At 63.3% G+C, this 24,341-nt stretch carries 27 protein-coding genes; 15 read left to right on the top strand and 12 right to left on the bottom strand.

Features of this window, described 5'->3' with window-relative positions; translation table 11 throughout:
• Together H4W01_RS22740 and H4W01_RS22735 are read left to right on the top strand one after the other, a co-directional pair.
• Positions 1–425, top strand: a 425-nt coding sequence (locus tag H4W01_RS22740; RefSeq protein ID WP_334685456.1) for a hypothetical protein, incomplete at its 5' end; no start/stop codon positions are given.
• A complete protein-coding gene (locus H4W01_RS22735) occupies positions 425–646 on the top strand; it encodes a GDCCVxC domain-containing (seleno)protein (protein WP_209613760.1) in 222 nt (73 codons plus the stop codon). The genes H4W01_RS22740 and H4W01_RS22735, both read left to right, overlap by 1 nt.
• 16 nt (positions 647–662) lie before the next feature.
• Here H4W01_RS22735 and H4W01_RS22730 read toward each other — a convergent pair whose 3' ends face one another.
• Positions 663–1,250, bottom strand: coding sequence for a DsrE family protein (locus tag H4W01_RS22730; protein ID WP_209613756.1), 588 nt, complete (start codon positions 1,248–1,250; stop codon positions 663–665).
• 27 nt (positions 1,251–1,277) lie between these two features.
• Positions 1,278–2,750 carry a multicopper oxidase family protein gene (locus H4W01_RS22725; protein ID WP_209613754.1) on the bottom strand — a complete coding sequence of 491 codons (1,473 nt, stop codon included), beginning with the start codon at positions 2,748–2,750 and terminating at the stop codon, positions 1,278–1,280.
• 223 nt (positions 2,751–2,973) lie between these two features.
• Here H4W01_RS22725 and H4W01_RS22720 point away from each other — a divergent pair, with 223 nt between their 5' ends.
• The 8 genes from H4W01_RS22720 to H4W01_RS22685 are packed head-to-tail and all read left to right on the top strand — an operon-like array spanning position 2,974 to position 8,237.
• On the top strand, positions 2,974–3,315 hold the full coding sequence (locus H4W01_RS22720) for an ArsR/SmtB family transcription factor (protein ID WP_334685455.1): 342 nt from the start codon (positions 2,974–2,976) through the stop codon (positions 3,313–3,315).
• A gap of 2 nt (positions 3,316–3,317) precedes the next feature.
• On the top strand, positions 3,318–3,743 hold the full coding sequence (locus H4W01_RS22715) for a YeeE/YedE family protein (protein WP_209613751.1): 426 nt from the start codon (positions 3,318–3,320) through the stop codon (positions 3,741–3,743).
• 4 nt (positions 3,744–3,747) lie between these two features.
• On the top strand, positions 3,748–4,191 hold the full coding sequence (locus tag H4W01_RS22710; protein ID WP_209613749.1) for a DUF6691 family protein: 444 nt from the start codon (positions 3,748–3,750) through the stop codon (positions 4,189–4,191).
• Positions 4,188–4,967, top strand: a complete 780-nt coding sequence (locus tag H4W01_RS22705; protein ID WP_209613747.1) for a sulfite exporter TauE/SafE family protein — start codon at positions 4,188–4,190, stop codon at positions 4,965–4,967. Before H4W01_RS22710 ends, H4W01_RS22705 begins: the two co-directional genes overlap by 4 nt.
• A gap of 17 nt (positions 4,968–4,984) precedes the next feature.
• Positions 4,985–5,734: an MBL fold metallo-hydrolase gene (locus H4W01_RS22700; RefSeq protein WP_209613745.1), complete on the top strand. Its 750-nt coding sequence runs from the start codon at positions 4,985–4,987 to the stop codon at positions 5,732–5,734.
• A gap of 36 nt (positions 5,735–5,770) precedes the next feature.
• Positions 5,771–6,154, top strand: coding sequence for a rhodanese-like domain-containing protein (locus H4W01_RS22695; protein WP_209613743.1), 384 nt, complete (start codon positions 5,771–5,773; stop codon positions 6,152–6,154).
• A gap of 47 nt (positions 6,155–6,201) precedes the next feature.
• The gene (gene lgt / locus H4W01_RS22690) at positions 6,202–7,044 is read left to right on the top strand and encodes a prolipoprotein diacylglyceryl transferase (RefSeq protein WP_209613741.1); all 843 of its coding nucleotides are present in this window, start codon (positions 6,202–6,204) and stop codon (positions 7,042–7,044) included.
• Complete coding sequence (locus tag H4W01_RS22685) at positions 7,041–8,237, top strand: chloride channel protein (RefSeq protein ID WP_209613739.1); 1,197 nt, start codon at positions 7,041–7,043, stop codon at positions 8,235–8,237. Before lgt ends, H4W01_RS22685 begins: the two co-directional genes overlap by 4 nt.
• 102 nt (positions 8,238–8,339) lie before the next feature.
• On the opposite strand, the gene H4W01_RS22680 is transcribed toward H4W01_RS22685, so the two are convergent.
• Both H4W01_RS22680 and H4W01_RS22675 read right to left on the bottom strand, forming a co-directional pair.
• Positions 8,340–8,954 (bottom strand): transferase, encoded by a 615-nt coding sequence (locus tag H4W01_RS22680; protein ID WP_209613737.1) that lies wholly within the window; start codon positions 8,952–8,954, stop codon positions 8,340–8,342.
• A gap of 123 nt (positions 8,955–9,077) precedes the next feature.
• Positions 9,078–9,704 carry a recombinase family protein gene (locus tag H4W01_RS22675; protein ID WP_209613735.1) on the bottom strand — a complete coding sequence of 209 codons (627 nt, stop codon included), beginning with the start codon at positions 9,702–9,704 and terminating at the stop codon, positions 9,078–9,080.
• A gap of 129 nt (positions 9,705–9,833) precedes the next feature.
• Between H4W01_RS22675 and H4W01_RS22670 the strand changes: the two genes are divergently transcribed.
• On the top strand, positions 9,834–12,803 hold the full coding sequence (locus tag H4W01_RS22670; protein ID WP_209613733.1) for a Tn3 family transposase: 2,970 nt from the start codon (positions 9,834–9,836) through the stop codon (positions 12,801–12,803).
• Positions 12,804–12,839: 36 nt separating this feature from the next.
• Positions 12,840–13,463 (top strand): hypothetical protein, encoded by a 624-nt coding sequence (locus H4W01_RS22665; protein WP_334685454.1) that lies wholly within the window; start codon positions 12,840–12,842, stop codon positions 13,461–13,463.
• Positions 13,464–13,493: 30 nt separating this feature from the next.
• Here the strand turns inward: H4W01_RS22665 and H4W01_RS22660 are convergent, their stop codons facing one another.
• The 4 genes from H4W01_RS22660 to H4W01_RS22645 form a co-directional block, all read right to left on the bottom strand.
• Positions 13,494–13,859: a TFIIB-type zinc ribbon-containing protein gene (locus tag H4W01_RS22660; RefSeq protein WP_334685453.1), complete on the bottom strand. Its 366-nt coding sequence runs from the start codon at positions 13,857–13,859 to the stop codon at positions 13,494–13,496.
• 66 nt (positions 13,860–13,925) lie between these two features.
• Positions 13,926–14,231 (bottom strand): hypothetical protein, encoded by a 306-nt coding sequence (locus tag H4W01_RS22655; RefSeq protein ID WP_209613731.1) that lies wholly within the window; start codon positions 14,229–14,231, stop codon positions 13,926–13,928.
• Between the two features lie 132 nt (positions 14,232–14,363).
• Positions 14,364–15,617 (bottom strand): magnesium transporter MgtE N-terminal domain-containing protein, encoded by a 1,254-nt coding sequence (locus tag H4W01_RS22650; RefSeq protein WP_209613729.1) that lies wholly within the window; start codon positions 15,615–15,617, stop codon positions 14,364–14,366.
• A gap of 70 nt (positions 15,618–15,687) precedes the next feature.
• Positions 15,688–17,325, bottom strand: a complete 1,638-nt coding sequence (locus H4W01_RS22645) for an Nramp family divalent metal transporter (protein WP_209613727.1) — start codon at positions 17,323–17,325, stop codon at positions 15,688–15,690.
• 898 nt (positions 17,326–18,223) lie between these two features.
• On the opposite strand from H4W01_RS22645, the gene H4W01_RS22640 reads away from it, so the two are divergent.
• Complete coding sequence (locus tag H4W01_RS22640; RefSeq protein ID WP_209613725.1) at positions 18,224–18,511, top strand: hypothetical protein; 288 nt, start codon at positions 18,224–18,226, stop codon at positions 18,509–18,511.
• Here H4W01_RS22640 and H4W01_RS22635 read toward each other — a convergent pair.
• From H4W01_RS22635 to traA, 4 genes are all read right to left on the bottom strand, one after another.
• Positions 18,476–19,180 carry a hypothetical protein gene (locus tag H4W01_RS22635; protein ID WP_209613723.1) on the bottom strand — a complete coding sequence of 235 codons (705 nt, stop codon included), beginning with the start codon at positions 19,178–19,180 and terminating at the stop codon, positions 18,476–18,478. The genes H4W01_RS22640 and H4W01_RS22635 overlap by 36 nt on opposite strands.
• 270 nt (positions 19,181–19,450) lie before the next feature.
• Positions 19,451–19,846: a hypothetical protein gene (locus H4W01_RS22630; RefSeq protein WP_209613712.1), complete on the bottom strand. Its 396-nt coding sequence runs from the start codon at positions 19,844–19,846 to the stop codon at positions 19,451–19,453.
• Positions 19,843–20,538, bottom strand: coding sequence for a DUF6118 family protein (locus H4W01_RS22625; RefSeq protein WP_209613710.1), 696 nt, complete (start codon positions 20,536–20,538; stop codon positions 19,843–19,845). Before H4W01_RS22625 ends, H4W01_RS22630 begins: the two co-directional genes overlap by 4 nt.
• A 10-nt stretch (positions 20,539–20,548) precedes the next feature.
• Entirely contained in the window at positions 20,549–23,461 is a 2,913-nt protein-coding gene (gene traA / locus H4W01_RS22620; protein WP_209613708.1) for a Ti-type conjugative transfer relaxase TraA, read from the bottom strand.
• Between the two features lie 171 nt (positions 23,462–23,632).
• Between traA and H4W01_RS22615 the strand changes: the two genes are divergently transcribed.
• Positions 23,633–24,001 carry a hypothetical protein gene (locus tag H4W01_RS22615; protein WP_209613706.1) on the top strand — a complete coding sequence of 123 codons (369 nt, stop codon included), beginning with the start codon at positions 23,633–23,635 and terminating at the stop codon, positions 23,999–24,001.
• An 8-nt stretch (positions 24,002–24,009) separates the two neighbouring features.
• The gene (locus H4W01_RS22610) at positions 24,010–24,339 is read left to right on the top strand and encodes a conjugal transfer protein TraD (protein ID WP_209613704.1); all 330 of its coding nucleotides are present in this window, start codon (positions 24,010–24,012) and stop codon (positions 24,337–24,339) included.
• The last annotated feature ends 2 nt before the right edge of the window (positions 24,340–24,341 follow it).

The following is a 24,341-nucleotide window of genomic DNA, read 5'->3' as shown; positions in this document are numbered from 1 at the left end:
GACGACTGATGAATCAAAGGATTTTGCCGCACGAAACCCTGGCCGCTTCCGCATCGCCACGCCGCGCCGACGCGGGGCTATCCGCCCTCGGTGCGCTGGCGAGCTTCGGCGCGGTCCTAGCCGCCGCATCCTGCTGCGTCTTGCCGCTCGCGCTGGCGGCGCTGGGCGTGGGGGCGGGCCTGTCAAGCACCTTCGCCGCGCTGATGCCTCTGCGCTGGCCGCTGACGGCGCTTTCCCTCGTCGGCCTGGCTGCCGGGTGGTGGGCGTATGAGCGGCGTCGGAGGACCTGCGCCGCGGATCGGTCCTGCACCGTGACCCTACCGTCCCGCGCAACTCCGATCATGCTCACGATCGGCACGGCCCTGACGCTGACCGCGCTGATATGGGATCGCATGGAAGCGCCGCTAATAAAGGCGCTTTCCTGATGCAGCTCACCTCCACGCTGACCTGTCCCAAGTGCGGCGGTGTCGCGACCGAGACGATGCCCACCAACGCCTGCCAGTTCTTCTATGATTGCCGGCATTGCGCGGCGGTGCTGCGGCCCCTGGCCGGCGACTGCTGCGTGTTCTGCTCGTTCGGCGATGTCCCATGCCCTCCGATTCAGGGGGCGAAGGCGAACGGGACCGTGGCAGGCTGCTGCGGGTGAGGGGGTATCGCACCTTTCAATCCGGGATGAGCGCGTAACCCCGGATTTGTAGATTTGCCAAGGTTGTGAGCGCTGAATCATCGATCTTAACGCCCGAGGCCACTTGGTTCGGCATGATACCATTTCCGACCATGGCCTGACTGCATACGCGGATCGAAACACCAGCTTTCTGGAGAGCCGCAATCAGCGCAGCATTCGGGTTTGCCGCTACCTTCATACGCGCCGCATATGGCGCGTTCTGCAGGATGAGCAGGGTCGCGGGACCATGAATGATGACGGCGATGTCGCCAGTAGCAGGATGGACCTTGTCCGCGCCAAGCAGGTTCACGAAACGCGCCACCTTCTCAAGGCTGGGATTTACTCTGTCGGGAGAGCTTGCGGTTTTGGTGACATTGAACAAGACACGGTAGCGAAGCTTGGGATCGGGCCGCTCGGCAGCACTGGGCACGACCATAATCCCGCCAAATCCCGGAATCACTGGATAAACCAGATTATCCTGTGCAGCTAGCGAGGCACCACCCATCAACATCGTTGCCGCGAGTACAAGTGCGGCAAGGGCTCTTTTTGACAACATTGCTCTCCTGTTGAACGGTAGATGCTGCATAAACTCTCCAGAAGTGGCAGCCTCTGCCTACTCAACACTGAACTGGCCCATCATTCCATTATCTTCATGTTCTAGGATATGGCAGTGGTACATGAAGGGAGCGCTCCTTGCCGGCTGATCAAATCGGATGAGAAGCTCCACCGGCTCCTTGACGAGGACTGTATCCCGCGGCCCCTGGTCGAGAACAGCGGGCCGACCGCCCCCGCGGGTGAGAACATCGAAGTGGACGCCGTGAATATGGATCGGGTGGCGCATCATTTCGCCAGAGACCTCCCATATTTCGGTGGAGCCTAGCTTCACCGTCTCATCGATGCGATTCATGTCGAATGGCTTGCCGTTGATCGTTAGGCCGCCTCCGCCGCTCCCTGAGCCCATCATCCCTCCCATGCCCATGTTGAGAACCAGACGGCGACGGCGCACCGCCTTGCTCGCGTCGGGCCGAGTTCGTGATGCCAGTAAGGTGGGCACGGCGGCGCTGGCACGAGCCTGTCCCAACGGGCGTGGTTCAAACCGCAGCACGGTCGCTGGCGCCGCGGCATCGGTCCTCCCGGCACCGGGTCCCATCATACCCATGCCGCCCATCATCGAACTGTTGGAATCAGCCGCCGTCACGAGCGAGGCGGGTCTACCATCCGTGAAGTCCACGAGAAGCTCGGCGCGCTGGCCCGGTGCCAAGGTTATGGCCTCCAGTGCTACCGCCCGTTCGAGCAGCCCCCCTTCAGTTCCGATCCAGTGAAAGCTTCGCCGATCGGAAAACGATAGCTCATAGATCCGGGCGTTCGATGCGTTGACGAGCCGCAGGCGAACCAACCGGTTTGGCACTGCCGCCACTGAGTTTACCGCTCCGTTCACAAGGATCGTGTCGCCGCGCCGGCCCTGCATGGCGACCATCATGCCGCCTGGCATGACAAGGCGACCATTTTCAAACTGCCGATCCTGGATAATCAGGGGCAGGTCATCCACGCCATATTCTGACGGGAGGCCTAAGCCCTGCTCTTCCTCGTCGGTCACCAGCAACGCCCCTGCCAAGCCCGAATAGACTTGCTCGGCCGTCAGCCCATGGACGTGTGAGTGATAAAGGAGGGTGGCTGCCGGCTGCCGGATGGGGAGCGTGGGTCGCCAGGTCGCGCCCGGCGCGATGATCTGATGGGGGCCGCCATCCAGCTCTCCAGGGATCAGAAGCCCGTGCCAATGCACGGTCGTGTCCGCCTTGAGCCGGTTGGTCACGGCAACCGCCACATCGTCGCCTCGACGCACTCTGATCGTCGGCCCGAGATAGCTGCCGTTATACCCTAGCGTATCGCTCGAACGGCCCGGATAGAATGAAGTCGTTCCGGACTGGACCTGTAGCGCGAATGACTGTCTAGGCTGCGCATCCAAGAGCGGCGGTATTGGGAGGGGGTTTGCGCCGCCCCCGCCGAGGGCAGAAGTGGAGCGCGAGCAAGCGGCGGTGGCGAAAAATGCCGCTCCGCCGGCCAATAGCGAACGTCGATCGAGCATCTAAATCTGCTCCAAGGCGCGACGCAGCTTGGAAGCGCCCCCGGCAGCCTTATCGATTAGCATGGGTTGCCCACGCTCTAGCGCTTCAATGGTGCGCAGAACCGCTTTCCTCGAAGGATGCCGCGATAGTCTGACCAAATAGTAGCGCACGGAAACCTCCTAAGCTGGCTTGATCGAACGCTCATCCATCATATATGTTGCATATAAGATGTTTGGAGCAATCGTGCCACCTTCTCTCATTAAAATGTCCCCAGAGCTTCTGGAGAAAAAGGCCGGCGAAGCAGAAGCGTTCCTCCGTTCGCTGGCGAGCCGGCACCGTCTGATGATCCTGTGCAGCTTGCTCGGCGGGGAGTTGTCCGTCACCGAACTGGGCGAACGCCTCGGGCTGACACAATCCAATTTGTCCCGCCACCTTGCCACGCTGCGCGACGAGGGGCTGGTCGGCACGCGGCGGGAGAAAACAACGATCTTCTACCGGATCACATCCGAGCGCGTGCTGCCGGTCCTGACGGAACTCTACGCACTCTTTTGCGCCGATGGCGAAGCTGAGAGAGGAGAATCCTGACCATGGAGGGATTCACCCCATATTCGGCCATTGTGGGCGGCGCGCTCATCGGCCTCTCGGCCTCCCTCCTGTGGATTGCCAATGGGCGCATCGCTGGAGTCAGCGGCATCGTCGGGGGCGTGCTCGCGCCCGTTCGCGGCGATGTGGCGTGGCGCGGAATGTTCCTGGTCGGCCTGTTCGCTGCGCCCTTCCTCTACCGGGCGGCGGGCGGCGTGCTGCCGGACCTCACGTCGCCGGCCCCAGTCGCCATCGTGATCGCAGCCGGCCTTCTGGTGGGATTTGGGACTCGGCTTGGGAGTGGTTGTACCAGCGGCCATGGCGTCTGCGGAATAGCGAGGCTTTCGCCCCGCTCGCTTGCCGCGACCGGCTTCTTCCTCATCACAGCGGCTGCGACTGTGTACGTCGCTCGGCACGTCGTGGAGCTTTGAGACAGTGAGGAAGCTGCTCATCGCGCTGGCCTCGGGGCTCATTTTCGGCTTGGGCCTCATCGTCTCGGCCATGATCAGCCCAAGCAAGGTGCTGGCGTTTCTTGATGTCGCCGCGCCATCGTGGGACCCGAGCCTGGCCCTGGTACTGGCCTCGGCCGTCACGGTTTCCGCCTTGGGATTTGCACTCGGCCGAAGGCGCAATGCTCCGCTTTTCGCAGCCACGTTTAACGCGCCATCGTCCCGGTCCTTAGACAAGAAGCTTCTCTCTGGCGCGGCTTTGTTCGGCGTTGGATGGGGCCTCGTCGGCTACTGCCCTGGTCCGGCCCTCGTGGCCCTAAGCCTCGGGGCGCCGGCGGCGCTGGTGTTCGTCGTGGCGATGCTGGTGGGCATGGGCGTCTTCGCCGTTCAGGAACGCTATCGCGCGGCCAGGGCCGGGGCCAACCCATGACGCCGGTCGACATCCTCACGCTCATATCCGGTGTCGTCGTTGGCTTCACCCTCGGGGTGATCGGCGGCGGCGGCTCGATTCTGGCCCTGCCATTGCTGCTGTATGTCGTGGGCATGAAGGACCCGCACGTCGCGATCGGCACGAGTGCACTGGCGGTCGCCGCCAATGCCTTCGCCAACCTGGTCCAGCACGCGCGGGCCGGAACCGTGAAGTGGCCCTGTGCCCTCGTTTTCGGGACGTCGGGCGTCATAGGCGCCCTGATCGGTTCCACACTGGGCAAGATGGTGGCGGGCCAGCACCTCCTGGTGCTGTTCGCAGGTGTCATGATCGTGGTCGGACTTTCGATGCTGCGCGGCAAATCCGGCGGCGGTGATCCGGACGTGCGGATCACGCGGCCGATCGCCGTACGGCTCGTTGCCATCGGGCTTCTCGCCGGCCTGTTATCGGGATTCTTCGGCATCGGCGGCGGCTTTCTGATTGTGCCCGGCATCATGCTCGGCAGCGGCATGCCCATCCTCAATGCGGTCGGATCGTCGCTGTTTTCAGTGGGAGCATTCGGCTCGGCGACAGCCTTCAACTATGCCCTGTCAGGGCTCGTAGACTGGCGCGTGGCCGGCTTCTTCATCGCTGGCGGGGTCGCTGGCGGCATCGCCGGCATGCAAACGGCCATCCGGCTCGCCGGTCATAAGGGCCTGCTCACCCGCATCTTCGCTTTCGTCCTGCTGGCCGTGGCCGCCTACATGCTGTTCCGCAGCTTGGGCGGGATCGGCGGCTAGACCATTGGAGACCGATCATGATCTTTCGTCAGTTGTTCGAACCCGAGTCCTCGACCTACACCTACCTCCTCGGTTGCCCGGAAACGCGCAAAGCCGTCCTGATCGATCCTGTCCTAGAGACGATCGAACGCGACCTTGCCGCGCTTCAGGAACTGGATCTCGAACTGGCCTATACATTGGAGACGCATGTGCATGCGGACCACGTCACATCGGCCTGCTATCTGCGCAGCCTAACTGGCTCCAAGATCGCCTATCCCGCTATGGACGGCCTTCCCTGTGCTGACGTGGGCGTCGCCGAGGACCAGCCTCTGGCTGTCGGCGCGCTAAAGCTTCAGCCGCTGTTTACGCCGGGGCACACCGATGCCCACCATACCTATCTGGTTGATCAGCCCGATGGCCTCCGCGCCTTCACCGGCGACGCACTGCTCATCGACGGCTGTGGCCGGACCGACTTCCAGAACGGTGACGCCGCCACGCTCTATCAATCGGTCACGCAAAAGATTTTCACGCTGCCGGGCGATGGTCTGATCTTCCCGGCTCACGACTACAATCATCGCCACATCACGACAGTGGCGCAGGAGCGCGAGCGGAACCCTCGCCTTGCGGGCAAGACAGTTCAAGAATTTGTCGCGATCATGGACGCTCTCGATCTTCCCTACCCAAAGAAGATCGACGTTGCCGTTCCGGCAAACAAGCTTTGCGGCGATTGCCCGACAGACCTTCCGGAAGTGCTACGCCAGATCGGCGGCAAGTCCGAGCAGGGCTGAAAGCCAGAAAATCGGTCACTAGACAGGAGAAGAGCGATGAAGCGTACGTCGAAACAGCTGGTTTCTGAAGCCAATGCCGTTGTCAAAAGCCTCCCGCCTGAGGATGCAGTCAAGATCGTCGGCAATCCCGATGTTCAGTTCGTTGACATTCGCGAACCCGCAGAGGTCGCCAAGTCGGGCTTGGTCGCCGGTGCGGTACACGTCCCGCGCGGCCTTCTGGAATTCCAGGTCGATCCGGAAAGCCCCACCCATAATACCAAACTCGCCGCCGGATCGCGGTTGGTGCTCTACTGTGGGTCCGGTGCCCGTTCAGCTCTTGCCGCAAAATCACTCAAGGATATGGGCGTCGAGAACGTCGCCCACGTGCCTGGTGGGTTTTCGGCACTCAAGGATGCTGGCGCCGTAATCGCACCGGAGTAGCTTCATGGCGCGGTCGAGCATCCTTTCTCGCTGGCAGGATACAATCGTTGAATAGCCACATCGCATTTGCCAGTCTCGGATTAAGCCCGATCGCCATCTCCATAGGGCCGCTCGATTTCCGGTGGTACTCGCTCGCCTATATCGCCGGCATTATTGCGGGATGGTGGTATCTACTGCGGCTGCTGGCTCAGTCTGACGCTCCAATGAACCGTCAGCAGGCTGATGATCTCGTGTTGTACGCGACGTTGGGCGTCATTCTGGGCGGCCGGCTCGGCTATGTGATCTTCTACGGTTCCGAGATGATCCTTCACCCCCTGCAAATCCTCAAACTGTGGGATGGCGGCATGTCATTTCACGGGGGTGCAGCCGGCGTTTCGCTCGCGCTGATCCTATTCGCGCGACGACACGGCCTCGAATGGCTGCGGGTCCACGACTATGTCGCCTGCACCGTGCCGATTGGCCTTTTTTTCGGTCGTCTCGCTAATTTCGTGAATGGCGAGCTTTGGGGAAAGCCCGCCGATGTGCCCTGGGCGATTGTGTTCCCCGGAAGCCATGATGGTCTCGCCCGCCATCCCAGCCAGCTTTACGAAGCCGGACTGGAAGGGTTGGTTCTGTTCGCCGTGCTCGCCTTCCTGTTCTGGTTCACCAACGCGCGGCGCAAGCCGGGGATGCTCGTCGGGGTGTTTCTCATCGGCTATGGTCTGGCCCGATTTACGGTCGAGTTCTTCCGAGAACCAGATGCCCAGCTCGTCGCTTTCGCCGCGCGAACCGGCCTCCATATGGGTCAGTGGCTAACGCTGCCGATGTTCATCGGCGGGTTTTACCTGATAACGACGGCCGGACGCCGCGCGCAGCCCCTGGAAATGTCCGCTCCCGCCACCTCGCTATGACGGACGCCCGACGCATCGTTGCCGCGCAAATCGTCACGCGACGACGCGCCCGCCTGCTGGCACGAGATTTCCGGGGGTGGCTTCGCGCGAGCGAAGCATCGTTCATCGTGCTGGCGATCGGCATAGGCGGGGCTGCCGGCCTGCTAAGCGTCATCCTTGGCGCGCTCGCGCGCACTCTGCAACACGTCCTGTTCGCGCTGCCCCCCAACACACGATTGAGCGGCGTCACCGAACTCGTGCTGGCCAGCCTGATCGTGCTGCCGGTGGGCGGAGTGGTCTTGACGGGGTTCAGTTATGTGACCCGCGCCCGCAAGCGCCGCCTGGTCGATGCGGTCGAGGCGAACGCCCTGCATGGCGGACGCATGTCGCTACCCGATAGCTTGGTCATCTCGGGCCAGACGGTCCTCTCCAACGGCTTCGGGGCCTCGGTTGGTCTTGAAGCCGCTTACGCGCAAATGGGTGGGGCGGTGGCGTCGGTGCTGGGAGGTTGGCTGAAGCTGCGCCGCGCTGATCAGCGCACGCTGGTTGGTGCGGGCACGGGCGCTGCAATCGCCGCCGCGTTCGGGGCTCCCTTGGCGGGGGCGTTCTACGCCTTCGAGATTGTCATTGGAGCCTACACGCCCTCGGCGATCGCGCCGGTCGCCGCCGCGGCGCTCGCCGGGGCGCTCGTAGCACAGACCTTCGGGCAGCAACCCTATCTGATCGACGCTGCCTCGAACGTCTCGGTCGAGACGCATCATTATCTGATCTATGCCGGGCTGGGTGCAATCTGCGCGCTGCTGGGTATCGTTCTGATGCGCGCCGTGGCGCTCGTCGAGCGCGTAACGCGCCAAGTAGGACTTCCCGATTGGGCGCGCCCGGCACTGGGCGGCCTCCTCCTGATCCCCATCGCGATGGTATCGCCGCAAGTGCTGTCGGCTGGACATGATGCACTTCATGCCGATCTGGCGCTGGGCGCATCGATCGGGTTCATCCTGCTCGTACTGCTCGCCAAAAGCGCGGCGTCAGTCGTGTCGCTCGGTTTTGGCTTTAGGGGCGGGCTGTTCTTCGCGTCGCTGTTCCTTGGCACGCTGATTGGCCACCTTTTCGCCGCCAGCCTTACGACGCTGGTGGGATATACCGTGGTCGATCCGCACAATGCCGCGCTGGTCGGCATGGGGTCCGGTGAGAGGATGGTCGAAAACGTACGCTAAGGTCGGTAGAGCCGTCCCGGCCCCACCGGGAATGGCTTGGCCTGGTGGTTTGCGGAACGGCGGCTTCGACTTGTTTGTCGGGGAGATCTGCCCGTTGAGTGATCAGTATGGATACTGATCAAATAATTGCAGACGCCCTATCTTGGTGCCCGGCGCAATTAGTGCGCCCGGGGCTACGACCGCATTGGCACCAATTCGAACACTGTCCCCGATCAGAGCACCGAATTTTTCCACGTTGGTGTCGATCACACCGGTTGCGATCTTTATCCTTATAGCTTTGTCCGCAAGTTCATTGCGGTAGTTGGCGACAATAGCGCCAGCTTCGATGTTAACGCCTGACCCGATAATGGAGTCCCCCACGAAATTGAGATGGGCGATCTTCGATCCGGAAAACATGAAGCTGCTTTTCAATTCAGAGCTGGGCCCGATGATGCAATCTTCGGCCAAATAGGCTCCGCCCCTGAGGTATGACCCGGCGGCAACGTAGCAGCGTGCGCCAATGATGCCGGGGCCCTTTAGAACGACGCCGACTTCCACCGTAGCGGTTCGATGAATCGCGAACTCGCCATCCATGCTGTACTCCTCACCGATTTTTCGGAGAGCATTTCGAATGATGGTCTCGGCTTCTCGAACAGCGAACCATGGTGCAAGATTGTCGCCGGCAAAGGGCGAGTTTGCCCACGCGGGTACGTACTCGCAGATTCCAATATCCGTCACGGTATCATGCCTTCCCGATCATCATCGGCCGTCGTGAGGGTGAACGATTGGCCGGTATTGGGCAATCCTCTCGTAGTCCGGAACGGCAAGGTCTGGGCGACTGCCGTCCGACCGCTTTGGCATCTAACGGGCGCGTTGGATGAGGAGCTTCTCGCCATCCGGCCTGATCTCTCCTTTTGGCGTGACGTGCCTGTAGAGGGTCTGGCGTGTGATGCCGAGCTCGGCGCAGAGCTCGGCGATCTTCGTCTCCGGCTTGCCCATAGCTGCCTGCGCGAGGCGCAGCTTGGCTGGCGTCATCTTGAACGGTCGCCCGCCATGCCGGCCGCGTGCGCGTGCGGACGCCAGACCGGCTCGGGTACGCTCGATGATCAGTTCGCGCTCGAACTCGGCAAGGCCGGCAAAGATCGCGAACACCAGGCGGCCGTTGGCGGTGGTGGTGTCGATCGACGCGCCTTCGCCCGCCAGCACCTTCAACCCGATGCCGCGCTTCGTCAGGTCGCCGACCGTGTTGACGAGGTGGCGCAGATCTCGCCCTAGCCGGTCGAGCTTCCAGATGACGAGCGTGTCGTCGCGACGCAGCGCCTTCAGGCAGGCGTCCAGCCCCGGCCGCTTGTCGAGCCGGCCTGACGCGGAGTCCTCATAGATATGGTCGGGATCGACGCCAGCCGCGACCAGCGCGTCGCGCTGAAGATCGTGGACCTGGCTGCCGTCAGCCTTGGACACCCGCGCGTACCCAATCTGAGTTGTCACATATACGTCCGTCTGCGTGACGGAGCGGCGTTGCCCGTCGATCGATCGCTATAATGTCACATAACCCGTCTTGTGGTCTACGCTCCGTGAACAGGGTCGCTTTCCTGTTGCGTGACGAACAGGAAGCCGATGCCGTCCAGAACCATATTGTCCCCCGCCCAGTGCAGCGCGATCTTCGATCCGCCGCCCGATCAGGCAACGATCGAACGGCTCTACACCCTCGGTCCCGATGACCTCGGACAGATCGCGCGTCGCCGGCGCGGGGCGAACCGGCTCGGATATGCGGTGCAGCTCTGCTACCTGCGCCACCCGGGACGAAGCCTGCTGCCGAGTGAAGCGGTGCCTGCCGCCATGCTGGCGCTGCTCGCCGACCAGATCGGTTGCTGTATCGAGGACTTCGCCGACTATTCTGCGCGCGCGACGACGCTGCGCGAGCATCGCGCCGAGGTTGAAGCGTATCTCGGTCTGCGTGCCTTCGACCGAGCAGAAGTGCGATCGATGCTGGCGCTGGGATCGGAGATCGCCAACTCGACCGATCGTGGCGATGCAATCGTCGCTGGCATGGTCGATCGTCTGCGGCTCGACCGGATCGTGCTACCGGCGGCATCGACGCTGGAACGGCTCGCCCTCATCGTCCGGGCGCAGGCACGCAAGGCGGCGCATGCCGGGCTGATCCGCGACTGCTCGACCGAACAGATAGCGGCGCTCGAACGCCTGATCGTATCCGATGACAATGGTCGCACCCGGCTTGGTTGGATACGCGAGTGGCCGGAAGCACCATCGGCGTCGAACCTGAAAGGCATCGTCGAGCGGCTCGACACGGTGCGCGGCATCGGGATCGCAGCCGACCGGGCGCGACGCATCCATGCCGCCCGCTACGCCGTCATCGCACGGACGGCCGGCATCGTCACCGCGCAGCACTTGCGCCGCCTCGAACGTCCGCGCCGGCTCGCGATGCTGGTCGCCTCCATGATCGAGATGGAGGCGGCGCTGACCGATGCCGCCTTGGTCATGGTCGAGAAGATGGTGGGGGCGCTGTTTCGCCGCGCCGATCGCACACGCTCCGACCGGCTGCTCGGGCAGGCACGGATGCTGAAGGACACCGCCCGCTTCCATGCGCGGCTCGGTCGCCTGCTGATCGAAGCCCGTGCGACCGGGCGCGACGCCTTCCGCACGATCGACGACCGGGTAGGCTGGGATCAGCTCGAACGCAGCATCCGCTTCGCCGAGGATCTCACCCGCTCGGCCGACGACGGTCTGGAGGAAGTGATCGAACGCTATCCCGCCGTGCGGCGGTTCGCCCCGACTTTCCTCGCCGCCTTTACTTTCCGCGCCGCGAGGTCGGGCGATCCGCTACTCGGCGCGATCGAGGCGCTGCGAACGATGTACCGTGACGGCCGCTCGGTCCTGCCGAAGCGACTGCCGACCAGCTTCATCAAGCCGCGCTGGCGCAAGGTCGTTCAGCCGACCGAAGGGACGATCGACCGGTGCGCCTATGAGATCGCGGTGATCGTCCACCTGCGCGAGCGACTTGGCTCGGGTAGCGTCTGGGTGGACGGCAGCCGGGCCTATCGCACGCTGGACGATTACCTGCTGCCGACCGGTGCGTTCGACACGATGCGAGCCGATGGCAACCTGCGCCTGGCCGTGCCGTCCGGTTTCACCGAATGGTATGAGGCTCGTGGCACCCTGCTGACCCGGCGTATGACCGAGGTGGAACGCGCAGCCGCGACCGGCGAGCTGGTCGACGTGACGATTGAGCGCGGGCAGTTGGTGATTTCGCCGATCCGGCGAACGCCATCCGACGACGTCGAGGCACTGAAGGCCCGGCTCTACGCGATGCTGCCGCGTGTCCGGGTCACCGACCTGCTGGTGGAGGTCGCCGCATGGTCGGGCTTCGCCGACCGTTTCGTCCATGCTCGCAGCGGCGAGCCGGCCTCCGACCAGTCCGCGCTGATGGGTGCGATCCTCGCCGATGCGACCAACCTGGGCCTTGGGCGCATGGCAGAAAGCTCGCGTGGGCTGACGCTGTCCCGCCTGCGCTGGACGGCGGAATGGCATGTGCGCGACGAAACCTATCTGTCGGCGCTAGCGGCGATCGTCGATTGCCACACCGCGCATCCGCTCGCCCAGGTCTGGGGACCGGGCGACACATCGTCGTCGGACGGGCAGTTCTTCCGTGCCGGCGGTCAGGGCGAGGCGCGCGCTGATCGCAACGCCCGCTATGGCACTGATCCCGGCGTGCTGTTCTACACCCATGTCACCGACCGTTTCACGCCGTTCCACACCAAGGTCATCGCAGCCAATGCCGGCGAGGCCGCGCACGTCCTCGACGGCCTGCTCGATCATGAGAGCGAGCTAGTCATCCGCGAACATGCGACCGATACCGCCGGGGCGGTCGATCATGTCTTCGGCTTGTGTCATTTGCTCGGCTTCCGCTTCGCGCCGCGCATCCGCGACCTCAACGAGCGCCGGCTGTACGGACTCTCGGCCCTCGATCCGTGGCCGACACTACGCCCGCTCGTAGCCGGCCCGGTCAACGTCCGCGCGATCGAGGAGGATTGGGACGAGACGCTGCGGCTCGCCGCCTCGATCCGGGCGGGCACTGTCAGTGCCTCAGTCATGCTGCGCAAGCTGGCGGGTTTTCCACGTCAAAACCCGGTCGCTCGCGCATTGCGCGAGATCGGGCGGATCGAGCGCACCCTGTTCATGCTCGACTGGTTCGACGATCCCGAACAGCGGCGTCGCACCGGCAGTATCCTCAACAAGGGTGAGGCCCGCAACGCGCTCGCCCGCGCCATTTTCTTCAACCGTCTGGGCGAACTGCGCGACCGCACATTCGAGAACCAGCGTCATCGTGCCTCCGGGCTGACCCTGCTCACCGCAGCCGTTACGCTCTGGAACACCGTCTATCTCGACCGCGCCGTCCGGCATTTGCGCGCCAGCGGTGTCGAGGTGCCGGACGAACTGCTCGCCCATGTCGCGCCGCTGGGCTGGGAACACATCGGCCTCACCGGCGACTATCTATGGAGCGAGATGGACAAACCCCGCGAGCGGTTCAGGCCGCTCCGCCTCCACCAGGCGGGCCGGGACGCTTAGCGTACGTTTTCGAACATCCTCTCACCGGTCCCCGGCATGGCCGCGTTCGCCGTCGCGGTCGTCGGTGGGCCGATGACGATGGCGATGCTGGTGCTGCAAGCAACGCACGATTTCCCCCTGACCGGCGCAGTCATTGCGGCGTCGCTGGTGTCGTCGACGATCGTGCGCGAGCTGTTCGGCTACTCCTTCTCGACATGGCGGCTTCACCTTCGCGGGGAGACGATCAAGAGCGCGCGCGACGTGGGCTGGGTGAAGACACTCACCGCGGGTCGGATGATGCGAAAGGAGACGCGCCCCACACCGGCTGCCATGTCGATTGCGGAGTTCCGGCGCACGTTCCCGCTCGGATCGACCAGCCGAGTCGTGCTGATCGACGTGCAAGATGCCTATGCCGGCATCGTCGTCGTTCCGTCAGCCTATACGGAAGGCCTTGATTTGACCGCCAGCGTCGCCACGCTCGCTTCCGGGCGTGACGTAGTGCTTGCGCCGGACATGGACATAGCAGCCGTAATGGCGAGTTTTGATGAAGCGCGAACCGATGAACTCGCCGTGCTGTCGGACAATCGCCATGTGCTCGGCGTCGTCTCCGAGACCTATGTCCGGCGGCGCTATGCAGAAGAACTGGAAAAGGCACAACGCGAGTTGTTCGGCGAGCGGTAGGCATTTAGGCGCAACACGCTTTCGACCTGATCAGTGCCGGAACAAGCCGCCAAGGAAGCCGCCGGGACGATAACCGCCGTGGCCACCACCTTCATGCCCGCCGCCATGACGTGCTTCGCCATGATGACCCTCGCTGTATCCGCCCCAAGGGGCGGGCGGCGCGTAGCCCGGTGCAGGCGCTTGCGGGGGATAATCGGGCGTTGGTCTTGCGGTTGCTTCGTACGACGCATTCTTCTCGATGAGCTTGTCGAGTTCGCCGCGATCCAGCCAGATTCCCCGGCATTGTGGGCAATAGTCGATCTCGACACCTTGCTTGTCGGAAAGGACGAGGTCGACGCGGCACACAGGGCAGAGCATCCCCTGCGCCCGCGTGGTGGAAGGTGTCGTGTCCGTCATCATGCATCCCCTTCTTGTCAACTGGCAACCAAACCCGGGCGCTGCCCGGGCTCGGATGATCACGTCTTAATAGCCGTAACCGCCATAGCGCTGGTAGCGCTCGCGACGCTCATGCCGGCGATCGCGGCGCTCCTGCCGATCATGACGATTGTCGTACCCGTAGCCGCCCCGGTAATAACCAGCGCCATTGCCACGCCAGGATTGGCGATAGTCACGATCACGGTCGCCGTAAGAGCGGCCATACCCATCGTTGCCGCGGTACTGGTCGCCATAAACCTGGCCACCGCCATAGCCGCCATAAGATTGAGCCATCGCGGCGCTAGGCGCGACAAGAGCGAGCGCGACCGCGGCCAAGATCAAACGACCCTTCATGATCATCTCCAGATTCGTGACCGAACGCCACAGTCCTTATTATGAAACACGGTAGCTGAACGGCTCGAAAATGCCACTGGCAGCAGATATTCATCAATCCGTGATGATATCACATGTTCTTATATCAGCTGATCAGCCGCCAGATCGACGGCGCCTCCATTCACGCGGAATTGCCGCTTCAAGCGCATCATCGACCGTGACGATTCCCAGTATTTTGTTATCGAGATCGACAACTGGCAGGCTAAGCAGGTTGAAGTCGGCCATGCGGGTCGTCACGGTGATAATGTCGTCTCCAGGAGCGGCCACCACCAGGTGGCGGTCGGCCGCGTCGCGGAGCAGGGTCTCTGGGGCGGACTGCAACGCCCGAACGAGTGTAAGCGTGCCTACCAACGTTCCGTCACCCCGGACGGTGTGGATCGTCGTCAGCGCCTCGGGTTGATGGGTCGTGGCTGATCGAACCGCTTGAAGCGCATCACCGATCGTCTGTTCCTCCAAAACTGCCAGATATTCCGGCCCCATGAGGCCTCCAGCGGTCGCCTGGTGATATCCGAGTAGGGTCAGAACCTTCGTTTTCTGGACCTCCGGCAACAGGTCGATCACGCTTTGCCGTCGCTCCTGGGCAAGATCCATCACTGCATCTGCGGCATCGTCGGCGCGCATTCTGGCGAGGAGCCCCGCCACCTCCTCATCGGTTCGCGCGTGCAGCAGTCTGGCCTGTTTGCTGTCATCCAGTTCCTCGAAGACGTCGGCCTCCAGTTCCGGGTCTTCATGCACATGCGCCAGCAAGACGTTCTCTTCCCGCGACGAGGCACTCTCGATGATATCAGCAATCTGGGCGGGTTTGAGCTTGGTCACGCGGCTCGCAGCCGAACGCGACCCCGGACCGCGCTCATCACCGATCAGCAACAGGAACGAATGCCAGTCCCGCGCGGGATGCTCTTCATGTCGGCCGAGGTGAAACCAGCGACCTTTGTGAACGTCCAGGCCTGTCACGATCCAATCGTTCGCCGCTGATGCGAGCCGCACGTCATAGGCTTTGACCAAGGCGCTATGAGCGACGTCGATAAGGCGATGGCCGAGAATGTTCTCCTTGAGCAGCAGCTCGCCATCGCGTCGCTCGAAGGGTCGCAAATCCACCTTGGCCGTCCGAAGACGGACCGCCAGGGGGTCGATGCTGGTGACGTCGCTCATCGGTACGAAATAGCCCGCACTGCCCAGTGCGATAACCAAGCCGGTCAGAAGGGGATAGTCATTGTCGCGAAGCCGTGTAACGACGTCCGATAGCTTGCCGAGCGCCCGTCCGTCACCGTCGATCACGGCGTGCTTGAGCAGGGACGACAAGGAAAGCGTTGCGTCTGCTGTTGACGGTTCCGGACTGTCACTCACCTATGAAGTTCCTCTTTGCGGCTCCGCCATCGAAATGGGGGTGCCGATGCCAATGTTACGCGGACGATGATCAGTGTCCAACAGCGAGTTGGTAGATGCGGAAAATGACCATGATCATCGCGATCAGGAGGTAGCTTCGCAGCACAGTGAGGCCGATCCGACTACCGAGCGGCAGCTTCGGCGCCGCCAGCAAGGCGAGTGGCGGCATACGCCATGACAGCCGTTGCGACCGGTCGATGGGGTTCGCTTTATCGGCGTGCGGATAAAAATGCTGGTAGCCGAGGATGGCCCCGCCAGCCAAAACCGACAGCACAGCGCCTCCACCCAGGATATAGAGGATCACCGCTGCATCAAGATTGGGGTAGAGTACGCCCGCCGTCAGGACGAGCGACAGGATCACCAGGACCGCGATGATCGCGGCCGTGAAGATGTTCATGCCGCGGCCGTTGACCCACGGCCCCAGCACCTCCTCGTCGTTGCACAACAGGAGGAGAAACACGGTCGCGGATGGAAGCAAGACCCCCGCCAGCACCTGGACGCCGGTGGTAAGAAGCCCAAGCGGGCTGCCAGGAATGAGGACGATGATCGCCGAACCGGCCAGGATACCGACGAACGCCGCGTAGAACCCCTTCGCATCAGAAATCTTGCGGTGAAGCGAATGCTTCAAACCGAGCACGTCGCCCAAGGCATAGGAGGTGGACAATCCCACGGCCGCCGCGCCGATGATCGAGGCGTCGATCAGGGCGACCGCGAACAGGATGCCGGCGACCTTGCTGACATATTTTTCTAACCCCTGCGCCACCCCGCCGGCGTCGGTGAAGTTGCCGAACTCCGAGTGGCCAGCAAAAGTCGCCGCCGCAAACGAGATGATGGCGGTCGCGCCGACCAGAACGATGACGATGCCGATCCACAAATCCACGCGCTCGTAGTTCATGAAGCGCGGGGTGATGCGCTTGTCGATCAGGTAGGATTGCTGGAAAAAGAGCTGCCACGGCGCAACGGTGGTTCCCACCATGCCGATGATCAACAGCACGACTTTCGACAGGTCCGATCCGGGGGGTATGCCTGGAATCAGGAGGCCCCGACCAACCTGGCCGAGCGTCGGATGCACCATGATCAGGATCGGTATCAGCAGCAGCGACCCAATCACCAACGTCATGCATACTCGCTCAAAGCGCCGGAAAGAGCCGGTACTGGCGGCAGCGACCACGATCGCGGCAGCGATCAGTACGCCCGCGATCTTGGGCAGGCCCAAATAGTCCAGCCCCAGGCTGATACCGATGAACTCGGTGACGATCGTGAGCGCATTGAGGATGAACAGGTCGATGACGCTGAACGCGCCCCAGAACTTGCCGAACCGTTCGAGGATCAGGCGGGCGTGACCGACGCCGGCGACCACCCCGAGCCGCAGGACCATTTCCTGATTCACGTAGAGCACAGGCACCAACAACAGCAGCACCCACAGGAGGCTGGTGCCGTAGTTCTGCCCAGCCTGGGCATAGGTGCCGAAAGCGCCGGCATCGTTATCGCCTACCATGACGATAAGCCCCGGCCCGACCACCGCCAGCAACGTCATCAGCCGCGCTTTGAGCCCCGTGCGGGGAGCCTCGTCGCCTAAGCGGATCGTGCCGAACGCCCCTTCGATATCTCCGACGTGCGCCGTATCGAGCGACGCGCCGGGTTGGCCTTCGTTCACGGTTGCGGGCATAGGCGAGGGTCCGGAAGGAAGAAAACCGACATAGGCTGGGCTGATCCGGTATGCTGATTTTGGCCGCGTCCGCACACGATCTGCGTCTCCTGTCGATGGGCGAGCACCATGACGGGCAGAGCCTTGCTGCCAGATAGCGCCAGGGAGAGGTTTGACGCCAGCCCTTGTTGTGCGATGATCGGGTCAACTTGGCAGTGGTTCGCGCCGTATCCCTGAAGGATCGACGCGCCAGCAGGCGTCGGGAAGCGTTGACGGATAAGCAAATAGTTATGAGTAAATATCGACGAAGTCGCTTCCTTACACCTCGCTCGGCATCGCTATCAAAAAGAAAGCGCCGTCAGGTCGAAAGCATCCGTAGATTGGCCTTCGTGCTAGCCTTATGCAGCTTAATACTTATCACCCTGACTCTGGCTTCTCATCACTAGGAACCAAGAACACTCGATAACGCGACTGATCGCAACAGGGACGGAGGCACGGCGAGAACGCCATTTATGAGAATACGTCGCAAAGCGCACTGGTGGGAGCTGATGCTACCTGCGGGGGTGTGGATATGGGGAGGCAAGCTGGCCCTCTCCGCCACGCGCCTCATCATGCGAACGGGCCTTATGCCGCGGCGCGCTATTTTCAGGCTGTTCCAGCTTTCCGGCCGTCTCTCCCGCGTCGGTTTCAATGTGTGGCGCGAACGCCGGGGCAAATGGCGCTAGCGGCTAGCGTAGCTGGCGATGGTCCGCCTCAGATACGCCGTCACGATAGCGCCCTCGCGGGTTGTCGGCTATAGTAGAGCTATACCCGCATAATGCACGTGGCGCTGCCAAGGACAGATATGTTGCAGAACCATAATTTTCCGCCTGCGGAGCCCGCGCGACATTCTAACCTCCTACGCCAAATGTGGCTTCCCATGGTCGTCATCGCGATCAGCCTGGGAATTCTGGCTGCCGGCCTGCTCGGCGTCAGCGGGCACATCCTGTGGGTGGCGAGTACGGGCCTTTCGGGGTGTGTCATGAGCTATACGCTTCTTGCTCTTATTCGCATCCGTCGTCGCGCAGACGCGATGAATGCCAAACTGAACATCGCACTTGCGAAGGTGCGGAATGAATATCGGCCTGACCGGTCTCACCTGATGAAGTCGGCCACAAAGCATCGCATTCTCTCACGTAAGAATATTGACCGCACGGGCCGCGACTAGGCCGACTGTCAGAAGCGATATGCTGGCTTCTGCCGCCATCAAGAGCTTGCTCTGTGCACTTAACGGCATGGTGTCTGTCGGCGAAAAAGCCGTGGCGTTCGTGAAGGAGACATAAAAATAATCGATGAAACCGGGCGACCATGCGGGGTCTTGGTCCCCACTGCCCATCATCTGGGGAAACAGAAAATCAGGCCTGGCGTCGTCGTGTAAACCCAACCTTGCTGGACCACCTCGATCGATGTTCCAAAACCAGAGCGCGAAAATAACGATATTCGTAAACCAGATATTGAGCGCGTCAATCAGAAGAGATTGACCTCCTTTCGCTCCGCTTAGAAGCTCCTTGGTAACCGAGACGAGCGCATAGAAGTTGAGCAGCATGACAACAGCGGTTAATGCCAGCGCGAAATGCCTGATAGTCTTTCTGTGCTGGCAGATTATATGCCAGTGACCGTCACCGCTTGCGTGACGCACCTTCCCTTGCGTCCATACCGTAGCAATGGAGAGTGGCACGAGCATTGCTAATTCAAAGGTAGGCGCCAACCACCTCGGCCCAAATATCAGGTTATCGTTTACAAATAGAAACTGTAGTCCTGCAATGAACGCAACAGCTCCACGGGCGAGCCAGAAATCCAGGGCGTGTGTCTCTAAAGAGAGTTTATGTGATTGCATACGTGTCTTACCTGTCTTTATCTCTAAACGTAACGCTCATCGACTATTACCGCGCGCCGCATTCCATCGTGCGCCTTGTTTTCGCGCTTTCGGCACGCCGCCAGCGCCTCGCGGCTGAAGCTGTGGGGGGAGAGGCGGTTAATGACAGCCGATGCGCTCAATTCAGGTTGCCGGCCAGCACGTAGAGGAAGAATGCCAGGGCAAGTAGCATCCCCACCGCCGCCGGAATGGCGATCGGCCAGTTGGGTTTATGCCCGCCATCGTCGTCGTTCATAGCCGACTGACGACACACGCGTCCCCTGTCATGTGCGGTGATAAACATTGGGAAACCTTATAGACGTCGGCGACATAGGCTTTCACCGCTCGCTCGATCGCCGGCCAACGCGCCAACGAATGGCGGGGGTCGTGCATCTGCTCGTCGCTGACCGGCGCATCCGACAGGATCGCCATGCGCCAGAACACCAAGGCTCGTGGCACCCATATGTCGGTCGAGGGAAGGGGTGCCATCCAGCCATGCTCGTCGGGTTCGGTGAACCCGGCGCTGCCGTATAGCCAGTCGCCGCGCTCGTCCGCCGGTGGCGCGTCCGTCACCGCCTCGGCGCGAAGCATTCGGTCGAGCAGCGCCAACAGCGCGTCCCGGTCCAGCTCGGGAGCCTCCATCATCATTCCTCCGCCTTCACCTCGATCGTGCAACGCACCGCCTTCTTCGCCCTCGCGGCGGCGGTGCGGCACGCGCCGATCGCGTCGCGATTGTCGCGCGCCAGGGTGGCGGCCCCGGTGATCCCGCGCCAGGCGTCGGGAGAAGCGACGGCCATCAGCCGCTGCCCGCCATCCCACATCGGCAGCCCAAGCGTGCGCGCCGCCATCCGCTCCGGCCAATGCCAGCTCTCCGGCATGGCACGCGCGAGTCCGCCGGGGAGGATCGCCCATACCGCCATGCCCGCAACCAGCCCGATCAGGCCGGCATAGCCGAGCCGACGCCGCTGCTCGCCCGCCGCGATGTCGGATTGCAGATGCCGGCTAAGCCGTGCCGCCACCTCGTCCATCCCCTGCTTTGCGGCGAGGAACAGGCGATGGTCCTCACGGCGAGCCGTGAAGCTGGCCGCGTCGATCTGCCGGCCGGTTTCTTCGGGCGTGAGCGACAAGGCCGGGCTTTTCACCAGCGCATCGACCCGCTGCGCGGTCGCGGAGAGGTTGCGCGAGATGACGCCCAACGTCTCGGAATAGTCCGGCACGTGCCTGTCCTCGGCGCGCTCGGCCGCGAGCCGTTCGACCGCGCGGCGCATCAACGACACTTCCGCGCGAAGGCTCTCGAACGCCTGTGCCGCCTGGTCCTCGCTGTCGTCCTCGTCTGCCACCCGCCCCCCCTTATCGGCTCATGCCACGGTCGCGGTCACGCCCGATACTGACCGACTGCGCCAGTTCCTGCCCGATCGACCGGCCCCGCTCCATGCTCAACGCCAGTTCGGGGGCGCGGGCGCGCAACACGGATTCAAGCTGCGGGTCACGGTGCAGCCCGCCCGCGATGCTTTCCATGCGCTTGCCCAATTTCTCCGCGCCGGCACGATCGCCGGCACGCTCCATGCTGGCCCGCGCCTCCTTCATGCCCTGCCACTGCTCCATGAACCGGCCCGCGCGCTTCTCGGGGTCGATGCGGATCTGGCGCTCCGTCTCCATCGCCTTCGCCGCGCCGCCCGTGTTGCCCTCGGCCGCATCGCGCGCCAGTCGGGGGTCGCGCTCGATCGCGCTGGCAAGGTCGCGCGCGGCATGGGGCCGGGTCCGGTCCAGCACGTCGCCGGCCTTCGCCAACGCCTGTTCCTGATGCGGCAGGACGGGCAGGCCCTTCTCCCTCATCCGGCCTATATCGACCGTGGCGCGCGCATAGCGTTCGATCGCCTTCGCCTGGTGGGGCGAGCTGGTCCGGTCGATTGCCGGCGACGTCGCCAGTTCCGGCGTCTGCTTCGGCCGGAACCCGGCGAACATGCCCTTGGCCTTGTCGCGGACCTTCTCCGCCACCTGCCGCGCGAGATCCGGGAACCGGATCTCGCGCCGATCGGCGAACGCACGGGCCTGATCCTGGTCGCCGCTTGTCGCGGCATAGTCGCCCGCCATGTCCTTGCCCCGGTCGCGCGACAGGGTGCGGGCGAGCTGCCGCTGGTCGGCGAAATCGTCACGGCCATAGTGAAACTGCACGTCGTCGCGGTGCCGCGACATGCCGACATAGGCGCTGTGCCGGTCCATGCCCGGGGTGGCGAGGACGTGCGCGCGATCGACCGTCACGCCCTGCGATTTGTGGAACGTCGCCGCATAGCCGTGATCGACGGCGGCATAGTCCTTCGCCTCGAACGCGACGCTCCGACCCGCGTCCAGCCGGACGGTCATGCCCTCGGGGCTGACCCGCTCGATCGTGCCGAGCGTGCCGTTCTTCACCCCCAGCGACCGCTCGTTCCGCAGGAACATCAAGCGGTCGCCGGGCGCGAAGTCGCGCGCGCCCCGGTCGGCGCTGAACGCCACGTCGTCGCCAAGGTCGCCGGTCGCGCGAAGCCGACCGCGCGCCTCCTCGTTCAGCTCGCGGACCTCGGCGTTGGTGTGAGTGAGGATGACGCGGGATTTATCCGGTTCGGCCTGGCGCTGGCGATCCCAGCCGTCGACCAGCTCGCCCCGCGCTTGGCTGCGCGTGTCGGCCGCGTGGACCATGCCGCGACCGTCATAGGCATGGATCGCCTCGGCCGTCCGCCCCGTGGCGAGCTGGCGGGTCGCCTCCTTCTGCCAGTCCTCCCGCTGCCGGCGTATCTCGGTGATCTCGGCCGTGCCGTGGCGTTCGGTGATAGCGCGGAACGCCGCGCCCGCCTCGATCGCCTGCAACTGCTCGAGGTCGCCGACCATGACGACCTTGGCCCCGGCGTCACGCGCCTGGGAGAGCACCCGCTCCATTTGGCGCGAGCCGATCATGCCGGCCTCGTCCACCACCAGCACGTCCTTGGGGCCTAGCTGCTCGCGCCCCTGCCCCCATGCGTGTTCAAGGCTGGCGATGGTCCGGGACTGGATGCCGGACCCACCCTCAAGGTTCTCGGCCGCGATGCCCGACAAGGCCGCGCCGCGTACGGTGTACCCTGCCCGCTCCCATCCATCGCGCGCCACCCCCAACATGGCCGATTTGCCAGTCCCGGCGTAGCCGACCACATTGGCGATGCCGCTCGGCCCCACTATATGCTCCAATGCGGCTCGCTGTTCTTCCCCAAGCACGAGTCCTTCACTCCCGGCGCGCGTGATCGCCCCCTCCATTGCGTGCGCCGGGAGACCATGCCCGGCCCGGCCTGCCAGTTCGTCGCCCGCACGTTCAAGCCGGGCCTCCACCGCGATCATGTCGCGGCTGGTGAACCGCTCCTGGTCGCGTCCGTCCTTCCCCAATGCGACCAGCTCGGGGGACGCACGCACCGCCCCCATCACTTGGTCGAACTGATCCTTGCCGTCGCTGTGCCGGAACGCGAACGTCGCAAGGTCGCGTGTCGTGAACGTCGCCTGCTGCCGCGTGATGGCGTCCAGCGCGATCGACGGGTTGGCGATGATCTTCTCGCCGTTGTCGCGGGCGATGCGCGCGTGATCCTCGATCCGCTCCGCCTCAAGCCCCTGCCCCGGTCGCCGCGATGCCGCAGGGCCGATCTTGTGCTGCGGCTCCAGCTCGATCCCCTGCGCCTCCAACGTGCGATGGTCGATCCGTCCCTCAAGTCCCAGCTCGGCCATTCGCTCGTTGACGTGCGCGCTCCACGCCTCGCGCCAGTCCTTCAACAGCTCCGTGCTGTTCCAGTCGCGGTTCTTCTTCCCGAACCCCTCCGGCCCCACATCGCGCATCGCCAGCATGACATGCGCGTGCGGCTTCGGGCTGCCGTCCTTCGCCCTGTCCCAATGCACGTTCAGGTCCGCGACCATCCCGCGATCGACAAACTGGTTCTTCACGAAATCACGCGCCAGCGCAACGCCCTGCTTCTCGCTCATCTCGCGCGGAATCGAGAACTCCACCTCACGGGCAAGCTGCGCATCCTTGCGCTTCTCGCCTGCCTCCACCTCGTTCCACAAGGTCGCGCGATCGTTTAAACGCTCCGGCGCACCCTCCGGCAACATCACCTCGGAGTGGATCACGCCCGCCTTGTTCGAGAAGTCGTGATCCCGCCCGAGCCGTTCGTCAAACAGCTCGGACGCGGAACGATAGGCGGCGCTCGCCACCGCGCTCGATCCGTTCGCGCGGCTCACGACCTTGGCGGAGAAGTGGTAGATCGCCATGACGCTCCGTACACTGCCCTACTTAGCGCACGTCGGCAACGACGTATAAGCGCGCACTCAAACTCGCTGCGCTCCTCGTGACTGACTTGGTGCTGGTTTGCGATGTGATGGTCTTCCCCCTACCGACCCAGCGCGCTAAGTTGGCGGCGACGATCCACCTGGGGATGAGCGATGGCTACGAAAGTATATGAAGGCAGCAGCAACAAGGTGCTCGCAACGCTCGATGGAATGAAGCTGAACGAAGGGACCACCAATACCCAGATCGCACGAATCGACGCGAACAAGGTCTATCGTGGCACCTCGAACACGCAGCTTCTCAAGATCGATGGCGTGAAGGTGTTCCAAGGCACGAGCAATACCCAGCTTGCCCGCATCGAAAACGGCAAGGTGTATCGCAGCACGTCCAACACCCAGGTCGCCGCAATCCAAGGTGGAAAGATCACCGAAGGCACCTCGAACACCGTGCTAGGCCGAATCGACGGACCGCATACGATCGCCCAAACAGCGGCGGTCCTGCATCTCGTGTTCGCACTGATCTGAGGTCTGTTATGCGCAAGGTCAGAGATTACGACGCGGAGCTGCGCGCGCTGAACGACAAGGCTCGCTCTCTCAAGGCGAAGCGGGTCGAACAGCTCGGCCAACTCGTAGCCGCAACCGGGGCTGATACGCTCGATGCGGAAACCCTTGCCGGGGTCCTGCTCGATGCGATCGGGTCGAAGGATGCGAGCGCGAAGGAGGCATGGCGCGCGAAGGGCGCGGGCTTCTTTCAGCGGCGCGGGAAGAAAGGTGGCGGCGCTGCTTCAATCGACGGATCGGACGCTTCGGCTGAACCGGGCGGCGACGCTGCGGGCGGAAGCGGCGCAACGGCGAACGGATAATC

The organism is Sphingomonas sp. PL20 (genome assembly GCF_017875905.1).
Lineage (GTDB): Bacteria > Pseudomonadota > Alphaproteobacteria > Sphingomonadales > Sphingomonadaceae > Sphingomonas > Sphingomonas echinoides.
Note: the sequence above shows the minus strand (reverse complement) of the source record. Positions and strands in the feature narration are given on the sequence as shown.